The 18,179-nt window shown below is 71.3% G+C and carries 16 protein-coding genes and 1 pseudogene; 11 read left to right on the top strand and 6 right to left on the bottom strand.

The genetic code is table 11. The features are described from left to right. The 8 genes and pseudogenes from VET29_RS22315 to ileS form a co-directional block, all read left to right on the top strand. Positions 1 to 373 (top strand): annotated as a pseudogene (locus VET29_RS22315) (cell division protein FtsZ); the annotation flags it as partial. Between the two features lie 109 nt (positions 374 to 482). Next, positions 483 to 1,199: a peptidoglycan editing factor PgeF gene (pgeF, locus tag VET29_RS22310; RefSeq protein WP_324923571.1), complete on the top strand. Its 717-nt coding sequence runs from the start codon at positions 483 to 485 to the stop codon at positions 1,197 to 1,199. Continuing rightward, complete coding sequence (locus VET29_RS22305) at positions 1,196 to 1,924, top strand: YggS family pyridoxal phosphate-dependent enzyme (protein ID WP_324923569.1); 729 nt, start codon at positions 1,196 to 1,198, stop codon at positions 1,922 to 1,924. The genes pgeF and VET29_RS22305 overlap by 4 nt, the downstream gene beginning before the upstream one ends. Before the next feature lie 37 nt (positions 1,925 to 1,961). Continuing rightward, positions 1,962 to 2,663 (top strand): cell division protein SepF, encoded by a 702-nt coding sequence (locus VET29_RS22300; RefSeq protein WP_324923567.1) that lies wholly within the window; start codon positions 1,962 to 1,964, stop codon positions 2,661 to 2,663. 19 nt (positions 2,664 to 2,682) lie between these two features. Continuing rightward, a complete protein-coding gene (locus VET29_RS22295; protein WP_324923565.1) occupies positions 2,683 to 2,967 on the top strand; it encodes a YggT family protein in 285 nt (94 codons plus the stop codon). A gap of 48 nt (positions 2,968 to 3,015) precedes the next feature. Then, positions 3,016 to 3,840 (top strand): DivIVA domain-containing protein, encoded by an 825-nt coding sequence (locus VET29_RS22290; RefSeq protein ID WP_324923563.1) that lies wholly within the window; start codon positions 3,016 to 3,018, stop codon positions 3,838 to 3,840. A gap of 29 nt (positions 3,841 to 3,869) precedes the next feature. Continuing rightward, positions 3,870 to 4,586, top strand: a complete 717-nt coding sequence (locus VET29_RS22285; RefSeq protein WP_324923561.1) for a hypothetical protein — start codon at positions 3,870 to 3,872, stop codon at positions 4,584 to 4,586. A gap of 222 nt (positions 4,587 to 4,808) precedes the next feature. After that, positions 4,809 to 7,925 carry an isoleucine--tRNA ligase gene (gene ileS / locus VET29_RS22280; protein WP_324923559.1) on the top strand — a complete coding sequence of 1,039 codons (3,117 nt, stop codon included), beginning with the start codon at positions 4,809 to 4,811 and terminating at the stop codon, positions 7,923 to 7,925. A 44-nt stretch (positions 7,926 to 7,969) separates the two neighbouring features. Here ileS and VET29_RS22275 read toward each other — a convergent pair whose 3' ends face one another. After that, positions 7,970 to 8,536, bottom strand: a complete 567-nt coding sequence (locus tag VET29_RS22275; RefSeq protein ID WP_324923557.1) for a TetR/AcrR family transcriptional regulator — start codon at positions 8,534 to 8,536, stop codon at positions 7,970 to 7,972. A 140-nt stretch (positions 8,537 to 8,676) separates the two neighbouring features. On the opposite strand from VET29_RS22275, the gene VET29_RS22270 reads away from it, so the two are divergent. Together VET29_RS22270 and VET29_RS22265 are read left to right on the top strand one after the other, a co-directional pair. After that, positions 8,677 to 9,288: an ATP-binding cassette domain-containing protein gene (locus tag VET29_RS22270; protein ID WP_324923554.1), complete on the top strand. Its 612-nt coding sequence runs from the start codon at positions 8,677 to 8,679 to the stop codon at positions 9,286 to 9,288. Positions 9,289 to 9,343: 55 nt separating this feature from the next. Beyond that, positions 9,344 to 11,284 (top strand): YhgE/Pip domain-containing protein, encoded by a 1,941-nt coding sequence (locus VET29_RS22265; RefSeq protein WP_324923552.1) that lies wholly within the window; start codon positions 9,344 to 9,346, stop codon positions 11,282 to 11,284. Here VET29_RS22265 and VET29_RS22260 read toward each other — a convergent pair. After that, entirely contained in the window at positions 11,274 to 11,528 is a 255-nt protein-coding gene (locus tag VET29_RS22260) for a DUF167 domain-containing protein (protein WP_324923549.1), read from the bottom strand. The genes VET29_RS22265 and VET29_RS22260 overlap by 11 nt on opposite strands. A gap of 428 nt (positions 11,529 to 11,956) precedes the next feature. Between VET29_RS22260 and VET29_RS22255 the strand changes: the two genes are divergently transcribed. Continuing rightward, on the top strand, positions 11,957 to 13,441 hold the full coding sequence (locus tag VET29_RS22255) for a potassium/proton antiporter (protein WP_324923547.1): 1,485 nt from the start codon (positions 11,957 to 11,959) through the stop codon (positions 13,439 to 13,441). 93 nt (positions 13,442 to 13,534) lie between these two features. Here VET29_RS22255 and VET29_RS22250 read toward each other — a convergent pair whose 3' ends face one another. The 4 genes from VET29_RS22250 to sthA all read right to left on the bottom strand — a co-directional run bounded on the left by VET29_RS22250 (position 13,535) and on the right by sthA (position 18,146). Next, positions 13,535 to 14,602 (bottom strand): alpha/beta hydrolase family protein, encoded by a 1,068-nt coding sequence (locus VET29_RS22250; RefSeq protein ID WP_324923545.1) that lies wholly within the window; start codon positions 14,600 to 14,602, stop codon positions 13,535 to 13,537. 69 nt (positions 14,603 to 14,671) lie between these two features. Then, positions 14,672 to 15,319 carry a response regulator transcription factor gene (locus VET29_RS22245; protein ID WP_324923543.1) on the bottom strand — a complete coding sequence of 216 codons (648 nt, stop codon included), beginning with the start codon at positions 15,317 to 15,319 and terminating at the stop codon, positions 14,672 to 14,674. After that, positions 15,316 to 16,683, bottom strand: coding sequence for a sensor histidine kinase (locus VET29_RS22240; protein ID WP_324923541.1), 1,368 nt, complete (start codon positions 16,681 to 16,683; stop codon positions 15,316 to 15,318). Before VET29_RS22240 ends, VET29_RS22245 begins: the two co-directional genes overlap by 4 nt. A 59-nt stretch (positions 16,684 to 16,742) precedes the next feature. Further along, positions 16,743 to 18,146, bottom strand: coding sequence for a Si-specific NAD(P)(+) transhydrogenase (gene sthA, locus VET29_RS22235; RefSeq protein WP_324923539.1), 1,404 nt, complete (start codon positions 18,144 to 18,146; stop codon positions 16,743 to 16,745). Positions 18,147 to 18,179: the final 33 nt, after the last annotated feature.

The following is an 18,179-nucleotide window of genomic DNA, read 5'->3' as shown; positions in this document are numbered from 1 at the left end:
GGCGGCCCAGTCCGGGCAGGTCAGCTCCCCGGCCCGCCCGGAGCCCGAGCCACAGCCGGCCCAGCAGCTGACCCCGCCCGCGCAGGCCCAGCTGCCGCCCCCCGCGCCGACACCGCCGATCCAGCAGCCGGCACCGCCGATGCAGGGCGCGAACACGGTCGACCAGCACCAGAACGGTGACACCGCGCCACCGCCGCCCCGCCAGGCCGCGGCGGGTTACGCGAGCCCGATGGGCAACGCGAGCGTCCCGCCGGCGGCCTCGCCCCGCCCGAGGACTCCCGGCACCGGCGGCGGCAGCCTGCCGTCGCGCGCGGTCCCGGTGACGGACGAGCCGGACGACGAGGTCGACGTGCCTCCGTTCATGCGCCGCTGACGCAAAGTTCCCCGAAGGACCCCCTCGAGACGTTCTCGAGGGGGTCCTTCGGGTATTCGGCCCGGCGCGTCGGGTTGGATGGTGGACAGGCAACCATCGAGGAGGCGCTGTGCGGATCAGGCGGGTCGTGACCACTCGGGCCGGCGGCGGTTCCAAGCCGCCGTACGACTCGTTCAACCTCGGCGCCGGTGTCGGTGACGACCGGGGCGCCGTCGCCCACAATCGCCGTCGCCTGGCCACGGAGCTGGGTCTCCAGCCCGACCGGCTCGTCTGGATGGAACAGGTGCACGGCCGCAACGCCGAGGTCGTCGACGGACCCAGAACAGCGGCCGTCGAGGCCACCGACGCCATCGTCACCGCCGAGCCCAACCTCGCGCTGGTCGCGCTGTGCGCCGACTGCGTGCCCGTCCTCCTCGCCGACCCCGAGGCCGGCGTCGTCGGCGCCGCGCACGCCGGCCGGGTCGGTGCCCGCGTCGGCGTGCTGCCCGCCGCGCTCGCCGCGATGGAGAAGGCGGGCGCCAGCACCGAGCGGATCGAGGTGCTGCTCGGCCCGTCCGTCTGCGGCGAGTGCTACGAGGTCCCGGCCGCCATGCAGGCCGACGTCGAGACGCACCTGCCGGGCAGCGCGTGCAAGACCCGTCAGGGCACCCCAGGGCTCGATCTCCGTGCCGGTCTCTGGCGCCAGCTCGCCGACGCGGGCGTCGCCAAGATCGGCCTCGACCCGCGGTGCACCGTCGAGGATCGGACCCTGTTCAGTCACCGCAGGGACGGCACCACTGGGCGATTGGCCGCCCTGACCTGGGTGGAGCCGGAGGACCAGCCGTGACGGACCGCCGCGACGAGATCGAGGCCGCGCTCGAGAACGTCCGGTCGCGAATCGCGACCGCTTGTCGCGCCGCCGGGCGCTCCATAGACACCGTTCGTCTCATCGCGGTAACGAAGACATTCCCGGTCGACGACGCCGCGCTGCTGACCGACCTCGGGGTCACCGACCTCGGCGAGAACCGCGAGCAGGAGGCCGGCCCCAAGGCCGACGAACTGCGGAAACTCCGGCCGGACGCCCCGGTGCGGTGGCACATGCTGGGTCGGCTGCAGCGCAACAAGGCCCGCTCGGTCGCCCGCTGGGCCGCCGAGGTCCAGTCCGTCGACTCGGATCGCCTCGTGGACGCCCTGGACAAGGCCGTCCGCAACGCACGCGACGCCGGTGACCGGGCCGAACCCCTCGACGTGCTCATCCAGGTGAGCATCGACGGAGACCCGGACCGCGGCGGCGCGCCACTCGGCACGTTGGCGCCACTGGCCGAACGGGTAGTCCGAACGGGTGAATTGCGGCTACGTGGTCTGATGGCTGTGGCCCCGCTCACAATGACACCGGGCGAGGCTTTCGGCAGGCTGCTGGCAGCGGCCGAACGCCTGCGTGAAGATCACCCGCGGGCGACCGAGATCTCCGCCGGCATGACCGGTGACCTCGAGTCGGCGATCGCCTGCGGTTCGACCTGCGTGCGTGTCGGAACCGCGCTCCTGGGCACCCGTGGCCTAGCCTCCCCATAACACGTTTCGGTGGTTCTGGTCGTCGAGGGGCAGGGGTATGGGCACGCTTCAGAAGCTGAAGGCCTACTTCGGCATGGTCCCCGCCGACGAGTACGACGGTTACGACCTCGATGACCTGGACGAATACGACGATCGGGGGGACTACCGGGGTGGTTTCCGCCGCCCCGAGTACCTGGCCGACGAGGACGACTACGACCCGTACGCGGAGGCCCCCCGCCGGCGCGGGTTCGGCCGTCGCGACGAGCGTTTCGCCGAGGACGGCCACGACGCCGACGGCCGCGTCGACCTCCCGGGCCGGCCGTCCCCTCGGCCACGCCCGCCCTGGTCGGCCGACGCTCCGGTGCAGGGTGCGCTGGCCGTGGACCCCCGTCGTGAGCCGGTGCCGCGGCCCGCACCGCAACCACCATCCACCAACCCGTCCCACTCCGCCGTGGCCAAGCCGAGTGCCGGAGGCTTTCCGATGGGCCGGATCGTCACGCTGCACCCGGCGAGCTTCACGGACGCGCGCACCATCGGTGAGCACTACCGGGACGGCACGCCGGTGATCATGAACCTCACCGAGCTGGACGACTCGGACGCCCGCCGTCTGGTGGACTTCGCGGCCGGTTTGGTGTTCGCTCTGCGTGGGTCGATGGACAAGGTCACGAACAAGGTGTTCTTGATCTCACCGCCCAACCTGGACCCCACTGCCGAGGACAAACGACGGATTGCGGAGGGCGGGTTTCTCAACCGAACCTGACAGATGGCAGAGTTGACACGTGGATCCCGTGCGGCTTGTCTTGTATTGGGTACTGTTCGTCTTCTGGTTGTTCCTGACCGCGCGAGTCGTGGTGGAGCTCGTCCGCGCGTTCTCGAGGGAGTGGCGCCCGGCCGGCGGGGTTGCGGTAACGCTGGAAACCATCTACACAGTGACCGATCCTCCGGTCCGCTTGGTCCGTCGGCTGATACCGATGGTCCGGATCGGAGGCGTAGGGCTGGACCTATCGATTATGGTGCTGCTGCTGGTTGTGTTCATACTGATGCGACTGGCCTATCCGGAGTAACGGGGACACCGGATGGATCGCGGCTACCCGAGTGCGTGAGGTGATCAGATGTCGTTGACCCCCGCTGACGTGCACAACGTCGCGTTCAGCAAGCCTCCTATTGGCAAGCGGGGCTACAACGAGGACGAGGTGGACGCTTTCCTTGACCTGGTCGAGGTTGAGCTCTCCCGCCTGATCGAGGAGAACAACGACCTGCGTGCGCAGGTCGAGCAGCTCGACGCCCAGCTCGAGTCGGCCCGTGCCGACATCGAGGAGGTGCGTGCGCACACACCGGCACCGCAGCCGGTCCACCAGGAACGACGGCTCACCCCCGTGCCGCCGCCGAGCGCGCTGGAGCAGACCTCGCCTGGCGCCACGGGTGGTGACCATCACGTGCAGGCCGCCAAGGTGCTGGGTCTCGCCCAGGAGATGGCGGACCGTCTCACCGGGGAGGCCAAGGCCGAGTCGGACGGGATGCTCGCCGAGGCCCGCACGAAGTCCGAGCAGCTGCTGTCCGAGGCTCGTGCCAAGTCGGACACGATGATCAACGAGGCGCGTACGCGTGCCGAGACGATGCTCAACGACGCACGCACCCGCGCGGAGACCCTGGAGCGGTCGGCCCGGGACAAGGCGACGACGCTGGAGCGCGAGGCGCAGCGGCAGCACTCCGAGGTGCTTGGGCAGGTCCAGGCCGAGCGGACCGCGCTCGAGAAGAAGATCGACGAGCTGCGCACGTTCGAGCGGGAGTACCGGACCAGGCTGAAGACCTTCCTCGAGTCGAGCCTCCGCGAGCTTGGCGACCGCGGCTCAGCGGCACCGACGACCGGGTCCTCGGACTCGGGCAGGTCGGGCCAGGGGTACGCGTTCGGGCCACGCGCCGCAGAGGCCGGCTGACCGGCGTTGGTTCTTCGCGAGTCTGAGCAGTGCTGTACGTAGTCCTGGCGTTGGTGCTCGGCGCCTTCGGGTTGCTGATCGCCGCGCTGACCACGGCCAACACGCTGTGGGCCTGGGCATCCGTCGTGGTGAGCGTGGTCGCGGCCACGCTCCTCGTCATGGACTGGCTCAAGGGCCGGCGTGCGAAGGCGCAAGCCGACGAGCAGGTGCGGCCGAAGGCCGTCACGGTGGGTGGGACACGTCACCGCCGCGACGCGCCGCCGGTCGAGGAGCCGGTCGACGACGACCTTCCCGACTTTCCGGACTTTCCGCCGGAACCGGTGTCCGCGCCGGCGTCGAACCTGGACTTCGAGCCGCCCGTCAAGCTGGAGCTGCCGTCCGGGCCCGAGAACATGGGCGCCCCCGCGCCCGAGGATGTGCGCACCGTGGTGACCAAGGCGGTCGCCGAGCCGAGTGCCGACGACCGGGCCGAGACGTCCGTCACCCCGGTCCAGGACGACTTCGCCGGCGAGCCAGGGGAGGAGCCGACCGACGCGAGCGACCTGCTGGTGGTCGCCGGCCTCGGCGTCGAGGTCCGCGTGGTCGACGAGCACCCGCGCTACCACCTGGCCACCTGTGTGTGGCTGGGCAACCGGCCGACCATCCCGGTCGCGGTGTCCGAGGCGCGGCAGCTGGGCTTCACCCCATGTGCCCGGTGCGGCCCGGACGCGATCCTGGCGGCAAGACACCGGGCCCGCGCCAAGTAGTTTGACGGCCTCTGGCATCCTTGAGGTACAGGCATCGAACCGGCCATCACCGGGGAGCCTCCGGAAGAACGGGCGCGAGCCTCAGTAGAACCGGACGGGTACGGCCCGTAACAGCCGTCCAACGAGCGGTCGGCGCGGTATCGCGCTGGCAAGCGGGGTGGTACCGCGGCGTCATGTCGTCCCCGTGTGGAGACGCACAGACGACGTAGAGGGACCACCGAGATGGCATACCCCAAGGCGCAGGTCGGCTCGGACAAGGGCGTGGCCTCCCAGCCGTCCTTCCCGAACCTCGAGCTTGCCGTGCTCGACTACTGGGACACCGACAGGACGTTCCAGGCCACCATCGACGCGCGGCCGGCCGGCGAGAACGGGTCGAACGAGTTCGTCTTCTACGACGGCCCGCCGTTCGCCAACGGCCTGCCGCACTACGGGCACCTGCTGACCGGCTACGTCAAGGACGTCGTCCCCCGCTACCAGACCATGCGCGGCAAGCACGTCGAGCGCCGGTTCGGCTGGGACACCCACGGCCTGCCCGCCGAGTGGGAGGCCGAGCAGCAGCTCGGCATCAAGACCAAGGCCGAGATCGAGGCGATGGGCATCGCCGAGTTCAACGAGGCGTGTCGCACCTCCGTGCTGCAGTACACCCAGCAGTGGCGTGACTACGTGACCCGCCAGGCCCGCTGGGTCGACTTCGACAACGACTACAAGACGCTCGACCTGAGCTTCATGGAAAGCGTCATGTGGGCGTTCAAGTCCCTCTGGGACAAGGGCCTGGTCTACGAGGGCTACCGCGTCCTCTGGTACTGCTGGCGCTGCGAGACGCCGCTGTCCAACACCGAGACCAAGATGGACGACACCTACCACGACCGGCAGGACCCGGCCGTGACCGTCGGCCTGCGGCTCGAGACCGGCGAGCTGGCGCTCATCTGGACCACCACGCCGTGGACGCTGCCGTCGAACCTGGCGATGGCCGTCCACCCCGACGTCGACTACGTGACCGTCGAGGCGGGCGGCGAGGAGTACCTGCTGGCCGAGGCCCGCGTCGCCGCGTACGCGCGTGAGCTGGGCGAGAACCCGCCGGTCGTCGCCCGGTACAAGGGCAGCGACCTGCTGGGCCGCAGGTACGCGCCGCCGTTCGACTTCTTCGCCGGGGCGGAGAACGCGCACCAGATCCTGGCCGCGGACTACGTCACCACCGAGGACGGCACGGGCATCGTGCACATCGCCCCCGCCTACGGTGAGGAGGACAAGGTCGTCACCGACGCGGCCGGCATCACGCCCGTCACGCCGGTGGACCCGCACGGCCGCTTCGACGCCACGGTCCCGCCCTATGAGGGCATGCACGTCCTGAACGAGGCGAACGGCCAGATCATCAAGGACCTCAAGGCGGCCGGCAAGCTGGTGCGCCACGAGACCTACGACCACGCCTACCCGCACTGCTGGCGCTGCGGCAACCCGCTGATCCAGCGCGCGGTGACGTCGTGGTTCGTGGCCGTGACCAAGTTCCGCGACCGGATGGTCGAGCTGAACAAGCAGATCAACTGGGTGCCGAGCCACGTGCGGGACGGCCAGTTCGGCAAGTGGCTGGAGAACGCGCGGGACTGGTCGATCTCCCGCAACCGGTTCTGGGGCAGCCCGATCCCCGTGTGGGTCTCCGACGACCCCGCGTACCCGCGGGTGGACGTCTACGGCTCGCTGGACGAGCTGGAGCGGGACTTCGGCGTGCGGCCGGCCAACCTGCACCGGCCGCACATCGACGAGCTGACCCGGCCCAACCCGGACGACCCGACCGGCCGGTCGACGATGCGCCGGACGCCGGAGGTGCTGGACTGCTGGTTCGAGTCCGGCTCGATGCCGTACGCGCAGGTGCACTACCCGTTCGAGAACCGCGAGTGGTTCGAGCACCACTACCCCGGCGACTTCATCGTCGAGTACAACGGCCAGACCCGTGGCTGGTTCTACACCATGCACGTGCTGGCCACGGCCCTGTTCGACCGGCCGGCGTTCCGCAACGTGGTCGCGCACGGCATCGTGCTGGGCGACGACGGGCAGAAGATGTCCAAGTCGCGGCGCAACTACCCGGACGTCAACGAGGTGTTCTCCCGCGACGGCTCGGATGCCATGCGTTGGTTCCTGATGGCCTCGCCGATCCTGCGGGGCGGCGACCTGGTGGTGACCGAGCGCGGCATCCGCGACGCGGTCCGCCAGGCGGTGCTGCCGCTGTGGAACACGTGGTACTTCCTGGCGCTGTACGCGAACGCGGAGGGCGTCGAGGGCACGTGGCGGACGGACTCGCCGCACGTGCTGGACCGGTACGTGCTGGCGAAGACGCAGGAGCTGGTGGTCGACACCCGCGCCGCGCTGGACGTCTACGACGTGTCCGGGGCGTGCGCGGGGGTGCGGGAGTACCTGGAGGCGCTGACCAACTGGTACGTCCGCCGGTCGCGCGACCGCTTCTGGTCCGGCGACAAGGACGCGATCGACACGCTGCACACGGTGCTCGAGGTCGTGTCCCGGGTGGTCGCCCCGCTGCTGCCGCTGACCGCGGAGGCGGTGTGGCGCGGCGTCACGGGTGAGCGGTCGGTGCACCTGGCGGACTGGCCGGCAGACTCGCTGCTGCCGGCCGACCCGTCGCTGGTGACGGCGATGGACCGGGTCCGGCAGGTGTGCTCGGCGGCGCTGGCCCTGCGGAAGTCGAACAAGCTGCGGGTGCGGCTGCCACTGGCGTCGCTGGTGGTGGCGGCGCCGGACGCGTCGTCGCTGGAGCCGTTCACGGACCTGATCGCGGACGAGGTGAACGTCAAGCAGGTCACGCTGACCGAGGACGTCGCGGCGCACGGCCACTTCGAGCTGGCGGTGAACGCGCGGGCGTGCGGGCCCAGGCTGGGTGCGGACACCCAGAAGGTGATCCGCGCGGTCAAGGCAGGCGAGTGGACGACGGCCGGCGACAACGTGGTGGCGGCCGGGATCGAGCTGCTGCCGGGTGAGTTCGAACGCCGGCTGGTGGCTACGGACAGGGGCGCGACGGCTGAGCTGCCTGGGTCCTCGGGCCTGGTGGTCCTGGACACGGCGACGACACCGGAGCTGGCGGCCGAGGGCATCGCCCGCGACCTGGTCCGCGTGGTCCAACAGGCCCGCCGCGAGGCCGGCCTGGACGTGGCCGACCGCATCACGGTGACGGTCCAGGCCCCGGAGCCGGTGGTCGAGGCCGTCCGCCCGCACGAGCGGTTCCTGGCCGGCGAGACCCTGGCGAACGAGGTCACCTACGGCCCCGCCACCGGCTTCGCGGGCACGGTGGGCGACGGCGTCGAGGTCAGCGTCACGGTCCTGAAGGCCTGACCCGTTCGGAAGAAAAGGGGGCCCGTTCGGAACGGGTCCTCCTTTCAGGCCTTCGGGCGGGTGACGGCGGCGAGGATGAGCGGGTTCACCCGTTCGCTTATGGCCTGGGGTGAAACCAGGTCCGGCTCGACGAAGGCCTGCGTCGCCCCGCCCTCGTACACGGCGAACAGCCAGCGCGTGAGTTCGAGTGCCGGCATGGTCAGCTCCAGACCCATGCGTTCGAGCAGGTCGTTGAGGTGCGCGGCGAAGATCGTCCACGCCCGGTTGCGGGCCGCGGCGAACGCCGCGCGGGACGACTCGTTGCGCACCGCGAGCAGCGCGAACTCGTAGTTGATCAGAAACCAGCGCCGGTCGTGCGGTGCCGCGGAGAGGAACTGGGTCACGACCGTGCCGAGGTCGCGCTTGTCGAGCTCGCCGGCGGGGCCCGCGCTCGCGTCCAGCACGGCCAGCACCTTCTCGGTCTGTCGGCGGTACAGCGCGATGAACAGCTCGGTCTTCGAGGAGTAGTTGCTGTAGAACGCGCCACGGCTGAACCCGGCCCGCTCACATACGTCTTCCACAGAGGCGCCGTGGAACCCACGCTCCGCGAAGGCGTCCAGGGCGGCATCCAACAACCGTTCCTGGGTCTGTCTACGTTTACGTGACAGAGGGCGCGTGACCGTCGTCTCCGCCGTCGCAGCTGGCTGGCCCATACCCCCAAGAGTACATTCCCGTATCGGATACGGGAATGTATATTTTTTGGAGGTTGGGGATGATCGAGGCGACAGGCCTGGGCCTGCGCACTCGCCGGGGCTGGGTCTACCGGGACGTCGACCTCTCGCTGCCCGCGGGCTCCCTGGCCGCGGTCGCCGGGCCTGCCGGCAGCGGGCGGACGATGTTCCTGCTCACGTTAGCGGGCCGAGCCAGGCCGAGCACGGGTGTTCTCCGTGTTGGCGGCGCCGCCGGCCGGGCCGGCATCCGCGCCATGGTCCTCGTCGCTCGTGCCACCGGCGCCGTCGAGCTCGACCCCGACCTCACCGTCGGCGACAGCCGCCGCGAGGCTGCCCTCCTCAGCCGCGACGCCGACCTCGACTGGGCCGAGCGACTCGTCGGCCTCCAGCTCGACGGCACCACGCTGGTCGGCGACCTCGCACCGGACGAGGCGGCCCTGTTCGCCGTCGCGCTCGCCGCCTCCGCGCGCCCTCCCGCGCTCGTGCTCGACGACGTCGACGCGCACGCCACACCCGAACAGCAGCGCCGCGTCTGGGCCACGCTCGCCGGCGTCGCCGAGGCCGGGATCACCGTCGTGGCCAGCACCATCGACGCCGGCCTCGCCGGCGGCGCGCTCACCCACCAGCTGAGGAGTGACCGTGCGGCGTCATGAGCGGAGCGAACCATCGGCCCAGCCCCGAGCGACGGCGCCACCGCGCGGGGGCCTCGTGCGCGGCGCACGATTGGCGTGGTTCGAGATCAAGCGGTTCCGCACCCCACTGCAACGGCTCGCGCTCGCGTTCGTCGTGCTGGTCCCGCTCCTCTACGGCGGCCTTTACCTGTGGTCGAACTGGGACCCGTACGGGAAGCTCGACCAGATCCCGGTCGCGGTGGTCGACGAGGACGAGCCGGTGACCGTCAACGGCCAGGAGGTCAACGCGGGCAAGCTGTTCGTCGACGAGCTGCGGAAGGACCGGATCTTCGACTGGCACTTCGTCGACCGCGCCGAGGCGGCCCGCGGCCTCCACGACACCGACTACTACTTCGAGATCTCCGTCCCCTCGGACTTCTCCAGGAAGCTGGCCAGCGGCGCCGACGCCAAACCACAACGCGCCCGCATGCTGATCACGCTCGACGACGCGGGCGGCTACATCGTCGGCAAGATGGCCCAGACCGTCCAGGCGTCGCTGGAGAACAAGATCAGCGCGGCCGCGGTCAGCGCGTACTTCCAGTCGGTGTTCGACAACCTGGAGAGCCTGCGCGGCGGCATCGCGCAGGCCGCGGACGGCGCCGTCCAGCTGCGGGACGGCGCCGCGAGCGCCGAGCAGGGCAGCGCGTCGCTGTCCAGCGGCCTGACCGACCTGAAGGCCGGTGCGGACAAGCTGGCCCCGGGCGCCCAGCAGGTGTCCGACGGCGTGTCCGCCATCGCCGACGTCGTGGTGCCCGCCGCCAACACGATCGCCGACGCGCTGCCGTCGCTCACCCAGGACGCGGCGAACGCGACAGCGGCGGCCGACGCCCTGGCCGGCACGGCCGCACAGGCCGCGAGTGCGGTCGCGGGCGGGACCGGTTCGGTGCTGAGCCAGGTGACCGCGCTCGGCCAGGCACATCCCGAGCTGCGGTCGGACCCGACGTACCAGGAGCTGGTGCGGGTGACCGGGTCGGCGGCCGGTTTCGCCAACCAGGTCAACGGGTCCGCGGCCGCGCTGAAGACCACGACCGCGTCGGTGAACGGCGACGCGCAGCAGCTCGCGCAGAACGCGCCGCAGCTGCAGGCCAGGGTCCGCGACGCGGCGACGAAGATCGCCACGCTCGACGCGGGCGCCAAGGAGGTGGCGTCCGGCGCGGCGCGACTGGACAGCGGGCTGGGTACCGCGGCCGCCGGTGCGTCGACCCTGCACGACGGCGTCGCGCAGCTGTCGTCGGGCGCGTCCTCGCTGGCGAGCGGCCTGGCCGACGCGGAGGCCCGGATCCCCGTGCTGTCCGACGACCAGAAGAAGAGCAACGCCGCGACGCTGGCCTCCCCGGTGGACGTGGCGACGGAGAACCTGCACCCGGCGGTGACCTACGGGCGCGGGCTGACGCCGTTCTTCTTCGCGATCGCGCTGGTGGTCTTCGGCATCACGGCGTTCCTGATCCTGCGGCCGGTGTCCGGACGGGCCCTCGCCTCCCGCGCGGGCGACGTGACGGTCGCGCTGGCGGGCTGGCTGCCCGCGGCGACGTGCTGCGTGGTCGGCGGGCTGGTGCTTTTCGTGGTGCTGGACGTGTTCCTGGGCCTCGATCCGACGATGGCGTGGGCGATGATCGGCCTGGTGGTCCTGGCGGCGGCCACGTTCACGGCGATCGCGCACCTGTTCCGGACGTGGCTGGGCGGGGTCGCGAGCGCGGTCGTGCTGGTGTTGCTGCTGCTCCAGCTGACGACGTCGGCGGGGACCTATCCGTACGAGACGCTCCCGGGCTTCTTCCGTGCCCTGCACTGGGTCCTGCCGATGAGCTACTTCGTCGACGGGCTGCGGGTGACGATCACCGGCGGCAACGACGCCCATCTGGTGCGGGATGCGTTGGTACTGGCCGGTTTCCTGGTCGTGTCGCTGGTGCTGACCACGTTGGTGGTGCGGCGCCGACGTGAGTGGACGATCTCCAAGCTGAAGCCGGAGCTCAGCATCTGAGCAGTTCGTCGAGCCGGTCGGGCGCGTCCGGGACCTCGATGACCTTGTCCCGGCCGCGTTCCCCGGCGACGATCGTGACGTCGTGGCCGCGAATGCCGAACGCCTTGGCGATCGCCTTGCACACGGCCGCGTTCGCCCGGCCCTCGATCGCCCGCGCCGTCACCGCGACGACCAGCGCGTCACCGTACCGGCCGCCGACGGCCTCCCGCCTGGCACCGGGCTTGACCCGCACCGCGAACCTCAACTGGCACGCCTCCAGTGACAACGCCTCCAGTGGCCTCCGGTGGCCTCCGGCCCCCGGTTCCATGGTCTCACGGGGCACCGACGGTTCCGGGGGAGTTGTCCACAGGGGACGGACTCATCCACACACCGCCCGCGACTCTCGATCTTTGTCGGCCCGCCACGGTAGGCTTGCGACCGGGGGCCGGAGGCCAAACCCCAAGCTCAGCCGGGCCGTGGTGACTCAGGAGTGCCGAACCGCACGCGCGAGTCCACCGGACCGCGAACGCAACTCGGCGCAGCCCGAACAGACTCGCGCCATGACGACTGCCGTGCCAACGACGGTGCGTTGGATCCGTGATGCCGACCGGCGTGTGCCATCGAACCCCGGCACGCGCTAGGTTTTTCGTCGGGTTTTTCCGAATCGATCAGGTGCGTGGTCAGGAGGAAGGTGTGGCCCAGGAGTTGTCGGTCGTGCTCGGGGCGATCGCCGCGGTCCTGCTGGTCTCGGTGGTCGCGGTACGGGTGTCCGTGCGCCTCGGCTTCCCGTCCCTCGTGCTCTACCTCGCCATCGGCGTCCTGCTCGGCGAGGCCGGCATCGGCGTCGAGTTCGAGAACGCCTCGCTCACCGAGTCGCTCGGGCTCGCGGCCCTGGTCCTGATCCTCACCGAGGGCGGGCTGACGACCCGCTGGTCGGAGGTCCGCGCGTCCTTCTGGCCCGGCGTCGTGCTGTCCACGGTCGCCGTCGTGGTCAGCATCGCCGTCACCGGCGCCGCACTGCACCTCATCCTCGGCTTCGGCTGGCGCCTCGCCCTCCTGTGGGGCGCGGTCCTCGCCTCGACCGACGCCGCCGCCGTGTTCAGCGTGCTGCGCAACATCTCGGTCAGCCGCAGGCTGGTCGGCGCGCTGGAGCTCGAGTCCGGCATGAACGACGCGGCGGCCTACCTCGTGGTCGTGCTCCTCGCCGCCGGCAGCACGGCCACCTGGGTCGACCCGCTCCTGGCGGTCTACGAGCTCGTCGTCGGCGGCCTGATCGGCGTCACGTTCGGCTGGCTCGGCGCGTGGGCGCTGCGCCGCGCCGCCCTCCCCGCGACCGGCCTCTATCCACTCGCGACGGTCTCGGTCGCGGTCCTGGCGTTCTCCGCGGGCTCGTTCGTGCACGCGTCGGGACTGCTGGCCGCGTACATCGCCTCGCTCGTGCTCGGCAACTCGAAGCTGCCGCACCGCACCGACACCCTCTCCTTCGCCGAGGGGCTGGGCTGGCTGTCGCAGATCGGCCTGTTCGTCCTGCTGGGGCTGTTCATGTCGCCGGACCGGGTGCTGGACGCGGTCGTGCCCGGCCTGGTCGCGGGGCTGGTCGTCACGTTCCTCGCCAGGCCGATCTCCGTCGCGCTCTCGCTGACGCCGTTCCGCGTGCCGTGGCGTGAACAGGCGTTCCTGTCGTGGGCGGGACTGCGGGGCGCGGTGCCGATCGTGCTGGCGATGATCCCGATCACCGAGGGCGTCGAAGGCGCGCACCAGCTGGTCGACGCGGTGTTCGTGCTGGTCATCGTGCTGACGGTCGTGCAGGGCAGCACCCTGCCGCTGATCGCGAAGGTGCTCGGCCTGTCCAAGCCCGGTGAGACCCGCGAGGTGGAGGTCGACGCAGCGCCGCTGGACGAGCTGGGCGCGGTCCTGCTGACCTTCACCGTGCCGGACGACTCCCGCATGCACGGCGTGTACCTGCGGGAGCTACGCCTCCCGACCGGCGCGACGGTCAGCCTCCTGGTCCGCGGCGGCGTCGGCCACACCCCGGCCCCGACGACCCGCCTGCAGGAGAAGGACCAGCTGCTGGTCGTGGCCACCGAACAGGCCCGCGGCGAGACCGAACGCCGCATCCGCGCCGTCGACCGCGCCGGCCGCTTCGCCCGCTGGCGCGGCGAGACGGGCAAGGACTAGCGGCGCGATGGCGCGGTGTCGGGGTTGGCTGTGGCCGGGCGCCGTCACCTGCCCCGAGGCAGCTGTCGTGGGGCACGGTCCTCGCACGAAGACCTAGATCAGTTCCACCTCCGGGTAGGCGGGGTGGTCGAACACCGTGGTCGGGCGGCCGCGCAGGTGCAGGTCGAAGAACGCGGCGAGGTACTTTCGTTGCACCGCAAGGCTTCGCTCGGGCGCGATCGTGCCGATCGACGCGGTGAAGTCGCCGTCGAGCTGGGGCAGCAGCACCTGCGCGTCGGTGAAGCTCAGGTGCTCGGCCGTCGGCACGTACACGTCCCGCCGCCAGCCCGTCGACGCCGACCAGAACGACGCCCAGTCGTCGCTGTGTGCGTGGTTGTGCGGCACGCCGCTCGACAACCCGCCGCCCAGCAAGAGGAACGGCCGGGTCACGCCATGGACGGCGGCCTGGCCGTACCGCGGGTCCATGCTGCCGTCGAGGTTCACGCCCGCGGCGATCCGTGGCTCGGTGAGCATGGCCTCGGCGGTGGTGAACCCGCCCATCGAGTGGCCGACCATGCCGGCCTCGGTGATGTGCAGCTCGTCGAGCACGAAGTTCGTGTCCCGCACCCGTTCCCGCATCACGACCGCCGCGTCCACGCCCGGCCTCGGCGCCTCGAACCGGTCGGGGAACTGGACCGGGCTCGCCGGCGTGTGGTCCATGCCCACCACGACGTACCCGCGGCTCGCGAGGTCCTCGACGAGCGTCGTGCCGAGGAACCGGGAGTGGCCGCCACCCGGCGAGTACAGGATCACCGGCCAGCGGCCGGGCAGCCGTCCCGCACCGCTCCGGGAGTGCGTGAGGGTGCCCGCGAAGGCGGCGGTGCCGGGCGCCACCCCGGCGTGCAGGTCGTAGAAGGCGGCCACCGCGGACGGGAACTGCGGTGCGCGCGTGCCGTCGCGCACCGCCGGGTACCAGACCGACACCATCAGCTCTCGCGGCTCACCGGTCCACGGGTCGGTCCGGTCATGGTCGACGAGGTGCAGTTCCCTCGTGCCCACCGGGTACGGCCCGGTCGGCGCGGGCAACGTCATGGACACGGGCTCGGCCGCGGTCGACACCGCGGTAGGCGCCGCGAGTCCGGCGGCCACCGCGAGCCCGGCGGCGATGATCAGGGTTCTCATGGCGGCAAGCCTTCGGCACGTCCGCGCGCCGATCATCTGGCGAAAGGGAACGGCTCTGGTTGCCGAAAGTCATACGAGCCCGGCCTCGTACGCGACGATCGCCGCCTGGACCCGGTTCGCCACCGCGAGCCGGCGCAGGATCGAGGTGACGAACACCTTCACCGTGCCCTCCACGACATGCAGCCGGCGGGCGATCTCCGCGTTGGGCAGCCCGGCGCCGACCAGGGCGAGCACCTGCCGTTCGCGGGGGGTCAGCGTGTCGACGAGGGTGCGCGCGCGTGCCGCGCTGGCCAGCCGGTCGCCGCTGACCTGCTGGATGACCCGGTGCGCGACCGCGGGCGACAGGAACGCCGCGCCGCCGGCGACGGCCCGGATGCCGGCGAACAGCTCGCGTGGGTCGCCGGTCTTGAGCAGGAACCCGCGGGCACCACCACTGAGCGCGGCCGCGATGTGCTCGTCGGCGGAGAACGTGGTGAGCATCAGGACGCCGGTGCCCGGGGCGGTGCGGGTGATCTCCGCGGCCGCGGCGAGCCCGTCGAGCACGGGCATCACGATGTCGAGCAGCGCGACGTCCGGCCGGTGCGCGGCGACCAGCTCGATCGCCTCGCGCCCGTCCGCCGCCTCGGCGACCACCTCGAGCTCCGGCTCGGCGGCGAGGACCGCGCGGATGCCGGCCCTGGTCAGCGGCTCGTCGTCGGCGAGCAACACGCGGATCATCGTGGGACGGTCTCCAAGGTGGTGAGCCGGCCGTCGAGGAAGCAGAGCCGGTAGAAGAGGCGGTCGTCGGTCTGCTCGGTGGCCCAGTAATGCCGGCAGTCGGCGCCGGGCGGTGGGGCGGGCAGCGAGTGTTCCGGGTCGCCGAGGATCTGGAAGCGGGGCAACACCTTCTCGACGTCGTCCTGCGGCTGTCCGATGCGGAGCGTGGCGTAGACGGCGGGGTCGAGCCGGTTGTCGGAGCCGACGAGGAAGTACAGGCCCGCGCCGAGAACCAGGACGACGGCGGCGGCCAGTAGCGGCACCCGGACGAGCCGCCATGCCCGGGAGGGCGCGCGGCGGGTGGACGGCGGGTCGTGGGGGAGGGTCGCGGTGAGCACGAACCGCCCGTCCCTCCTGCCGGCGTCGAGCTGTGCGATCTCGCGCAGCCCGGCGAGTCCGGACCCGTTGCCCGGCCTGGCTTCCCCGTCGGACAGGCCGTTCTCGACGGTCAGTGTCGTGTGGTCGCCGGTGGTGTCGATCCGAACGGTCACCCGTTGGCCCGGCGCGTGCTTGGCCGCGTTGGTGAGCCCTTCGCGCACCACCCGATGGGCCTGCCGGGCGACCCGGGCCGGCGCCGTGCCGGTCAGCTCGACCTCCTGCCCGGCCGCCCTGGCATGGGCGACCAGGCCGACCAGGTCGTCGTCGGACTCACCGAGCAGCCGCACGATGTCATCCAACCGCTCCGTGGCCGCCGCGACCCCGGCACGCAGCTCGCCGACCCGCGCCCGCGCCCGCTCGTCAAGCCCCGGCGACACCTCCAGCGCCGCGGCCCGCAACGCGAGAAGCCCCCACTCGTGGCCGAGCGAGTCGTGCATCTCCCGCGCGATGCGGTTGCGCTCCACCAGCGCCGCCCGCTCAAGCCCGGTCGCGACCATCTCCGCGCCCTGCCGCCGGTACCGCCCGGCGAGCCACGGCACTCCCGCGACGACCAGCAGGACGAGGGCGGCCAGGAACCAGTCGTACAGCCCGAAGACCAGCCCGAACCCACCCCGTTGCACGACGTCCGCGACCACGCCGGCCAGGAGCCCGGCGACCAGCGTCCCACCGAAGGCCGCGACCACCGGCGGAACCGCCACCCGCCGCCCCGCCAGGTACGCGAGGACCGCACACGCCACGAAGGGCCACACCCGCACCGGGTCGGTGACGGTCGGGGCCAGCACCAGCGAGGGCACCAACACCCCGGCCACCGCGACCGACACCACCACGACCGGAAGGCGCCGAAAGACCGCGAACACCACCCCGACCACGGCGAGGCTCAGCGCCAGCTCGACCCACCGCCCCCAGACCTCGACACACAACGGCACGGCCACGAGCAGGAAGACCACGCGGCCATCCTAGGGAGCCGGGCCAGCGTCCGACGATCCTCGACACCGTCCCGCGCCGATCACTCCGTCAGCAGGCTGATCTGCCGCATCTTGTTCGTGGCGTCCAGCGCCGCGACCTTGTACGACTCGGCCAGCGTCGGGTAGTTGAACACCGTGTCGACCAGGTAGTCGACCGTGCCGCCGCAGCCCATGACGGCCTGTCCGATGTGGACCAGCTCGGTCGCGTTGGTGCCGAACACGTGCACGCCCAGCAGCGACCGGTCCTCCGGTGACACCAGCAGCTTCAGCACCCCGTACGAGTCGCCGATGATCTGCCCGCGCGCCAGCTCCCGGTACCGGGACACGCCGACCTCGAACGGCACCCGCTGCTCGGTCAGCTCGTCCTCGGTCCGGCCGATGTAGCTGATCTCCGGGATCGTGTAGATCCCGATCGGCTGGAGCTCGTGCATCTCGTGCACGGGCTCGCCGCACGCGTGGTGCGCGGCCAGCCGACCCTGCTCCATCGACGTCGCCGCCAGTGCGGGGAAGCCGATGACGTCGCCGACCGCGTAGATGTGCGCCACCTCGGTGCGGAACGAGCCGTCCACCTTGATCCGGCCGCGCTTGTCCGCCGCCAGCCCGGCCGCCTCCAGGTTCAGCCCGTCGGTCATGCCCTGCCGGCCCGCCGAGTACACCACCGTGTCGGCGGGGATCTTCTTGCCACTCTCCAGGATCACGACCGTGCCCCGCGGATGGCGCTCCACCGCGGTCACCGTCTCGCCGAACCGGAACGTCACCGCCAGGTCCCGCAGCTGGTACTTGAGCGCCTCGACGACCTCGGTGTCACAGAAGTCGAGCATCCGCATCCGCTGCTCGATCACCGTCACCTTCGTGCCGAGCGCGGCGAACATCGACGCGTACTCGATGCCGATCACCCCGGCGCCGACCACGATCATGGTGCGGGGAATGCGGTCCAGGCCGAGGATGCCGTCCGAGTCGATGATCGTCTGCTCGTCGAAGTCCACCGTGTCCGGCCGGGCCGGGCGGGTGCCGGTGGCGATCACGATCTTGTCGGCCGTGACCTTGCGCTCCTGCCCGCTGCCGTCGGACACCTGGATCGTGTGCGGGTCGACGAACCGGCCGAGGCCGGGCAGTATCGCGACCCCGTTGCGGGTCAGCTGGCTGCGGATCACGTCCACCTCGCGACCGACCACATGCGACGTGCGCGCGGTCAGGTCGCCGATCGTGATGTCCTCCTTGACCCGGTAGCTCTGCCCGTACAGGTCCCGCTGGGACATGCCCGTCAGGTACAGCACGGCCTCACGCAGCGTCTTCGACGGGATCGTGCCCGTCTGGATGCACACGCCGCCGATCATGTTCCGCCGCTCGATCAGCGCCACGGACGCGCCGAGCTTCGCGGCCGCGATCGCCGCCTTCTGTCCACCTGGTCCGGAGCCCAACACCAGCAGGTCGTAGTCCGCCATGCCGTCAGTCTGGCAAGGGTCACAACCGTTGGA

This window comes from Actinophytocola sp., assembly GCF_035634895.1.
In the GTDB taxonomy this organism is placed as follows: Bacteria; Actinomycetota; Actinomycetes; order Mycobacteriales; family Pseudonocardiaceae; genus Actinophytocola.
The sequence above is the reverse complement of the archived record's forward strand: the minus strand, read 5'-3'. Positions and strand labels throughout refer to the sequence as shown.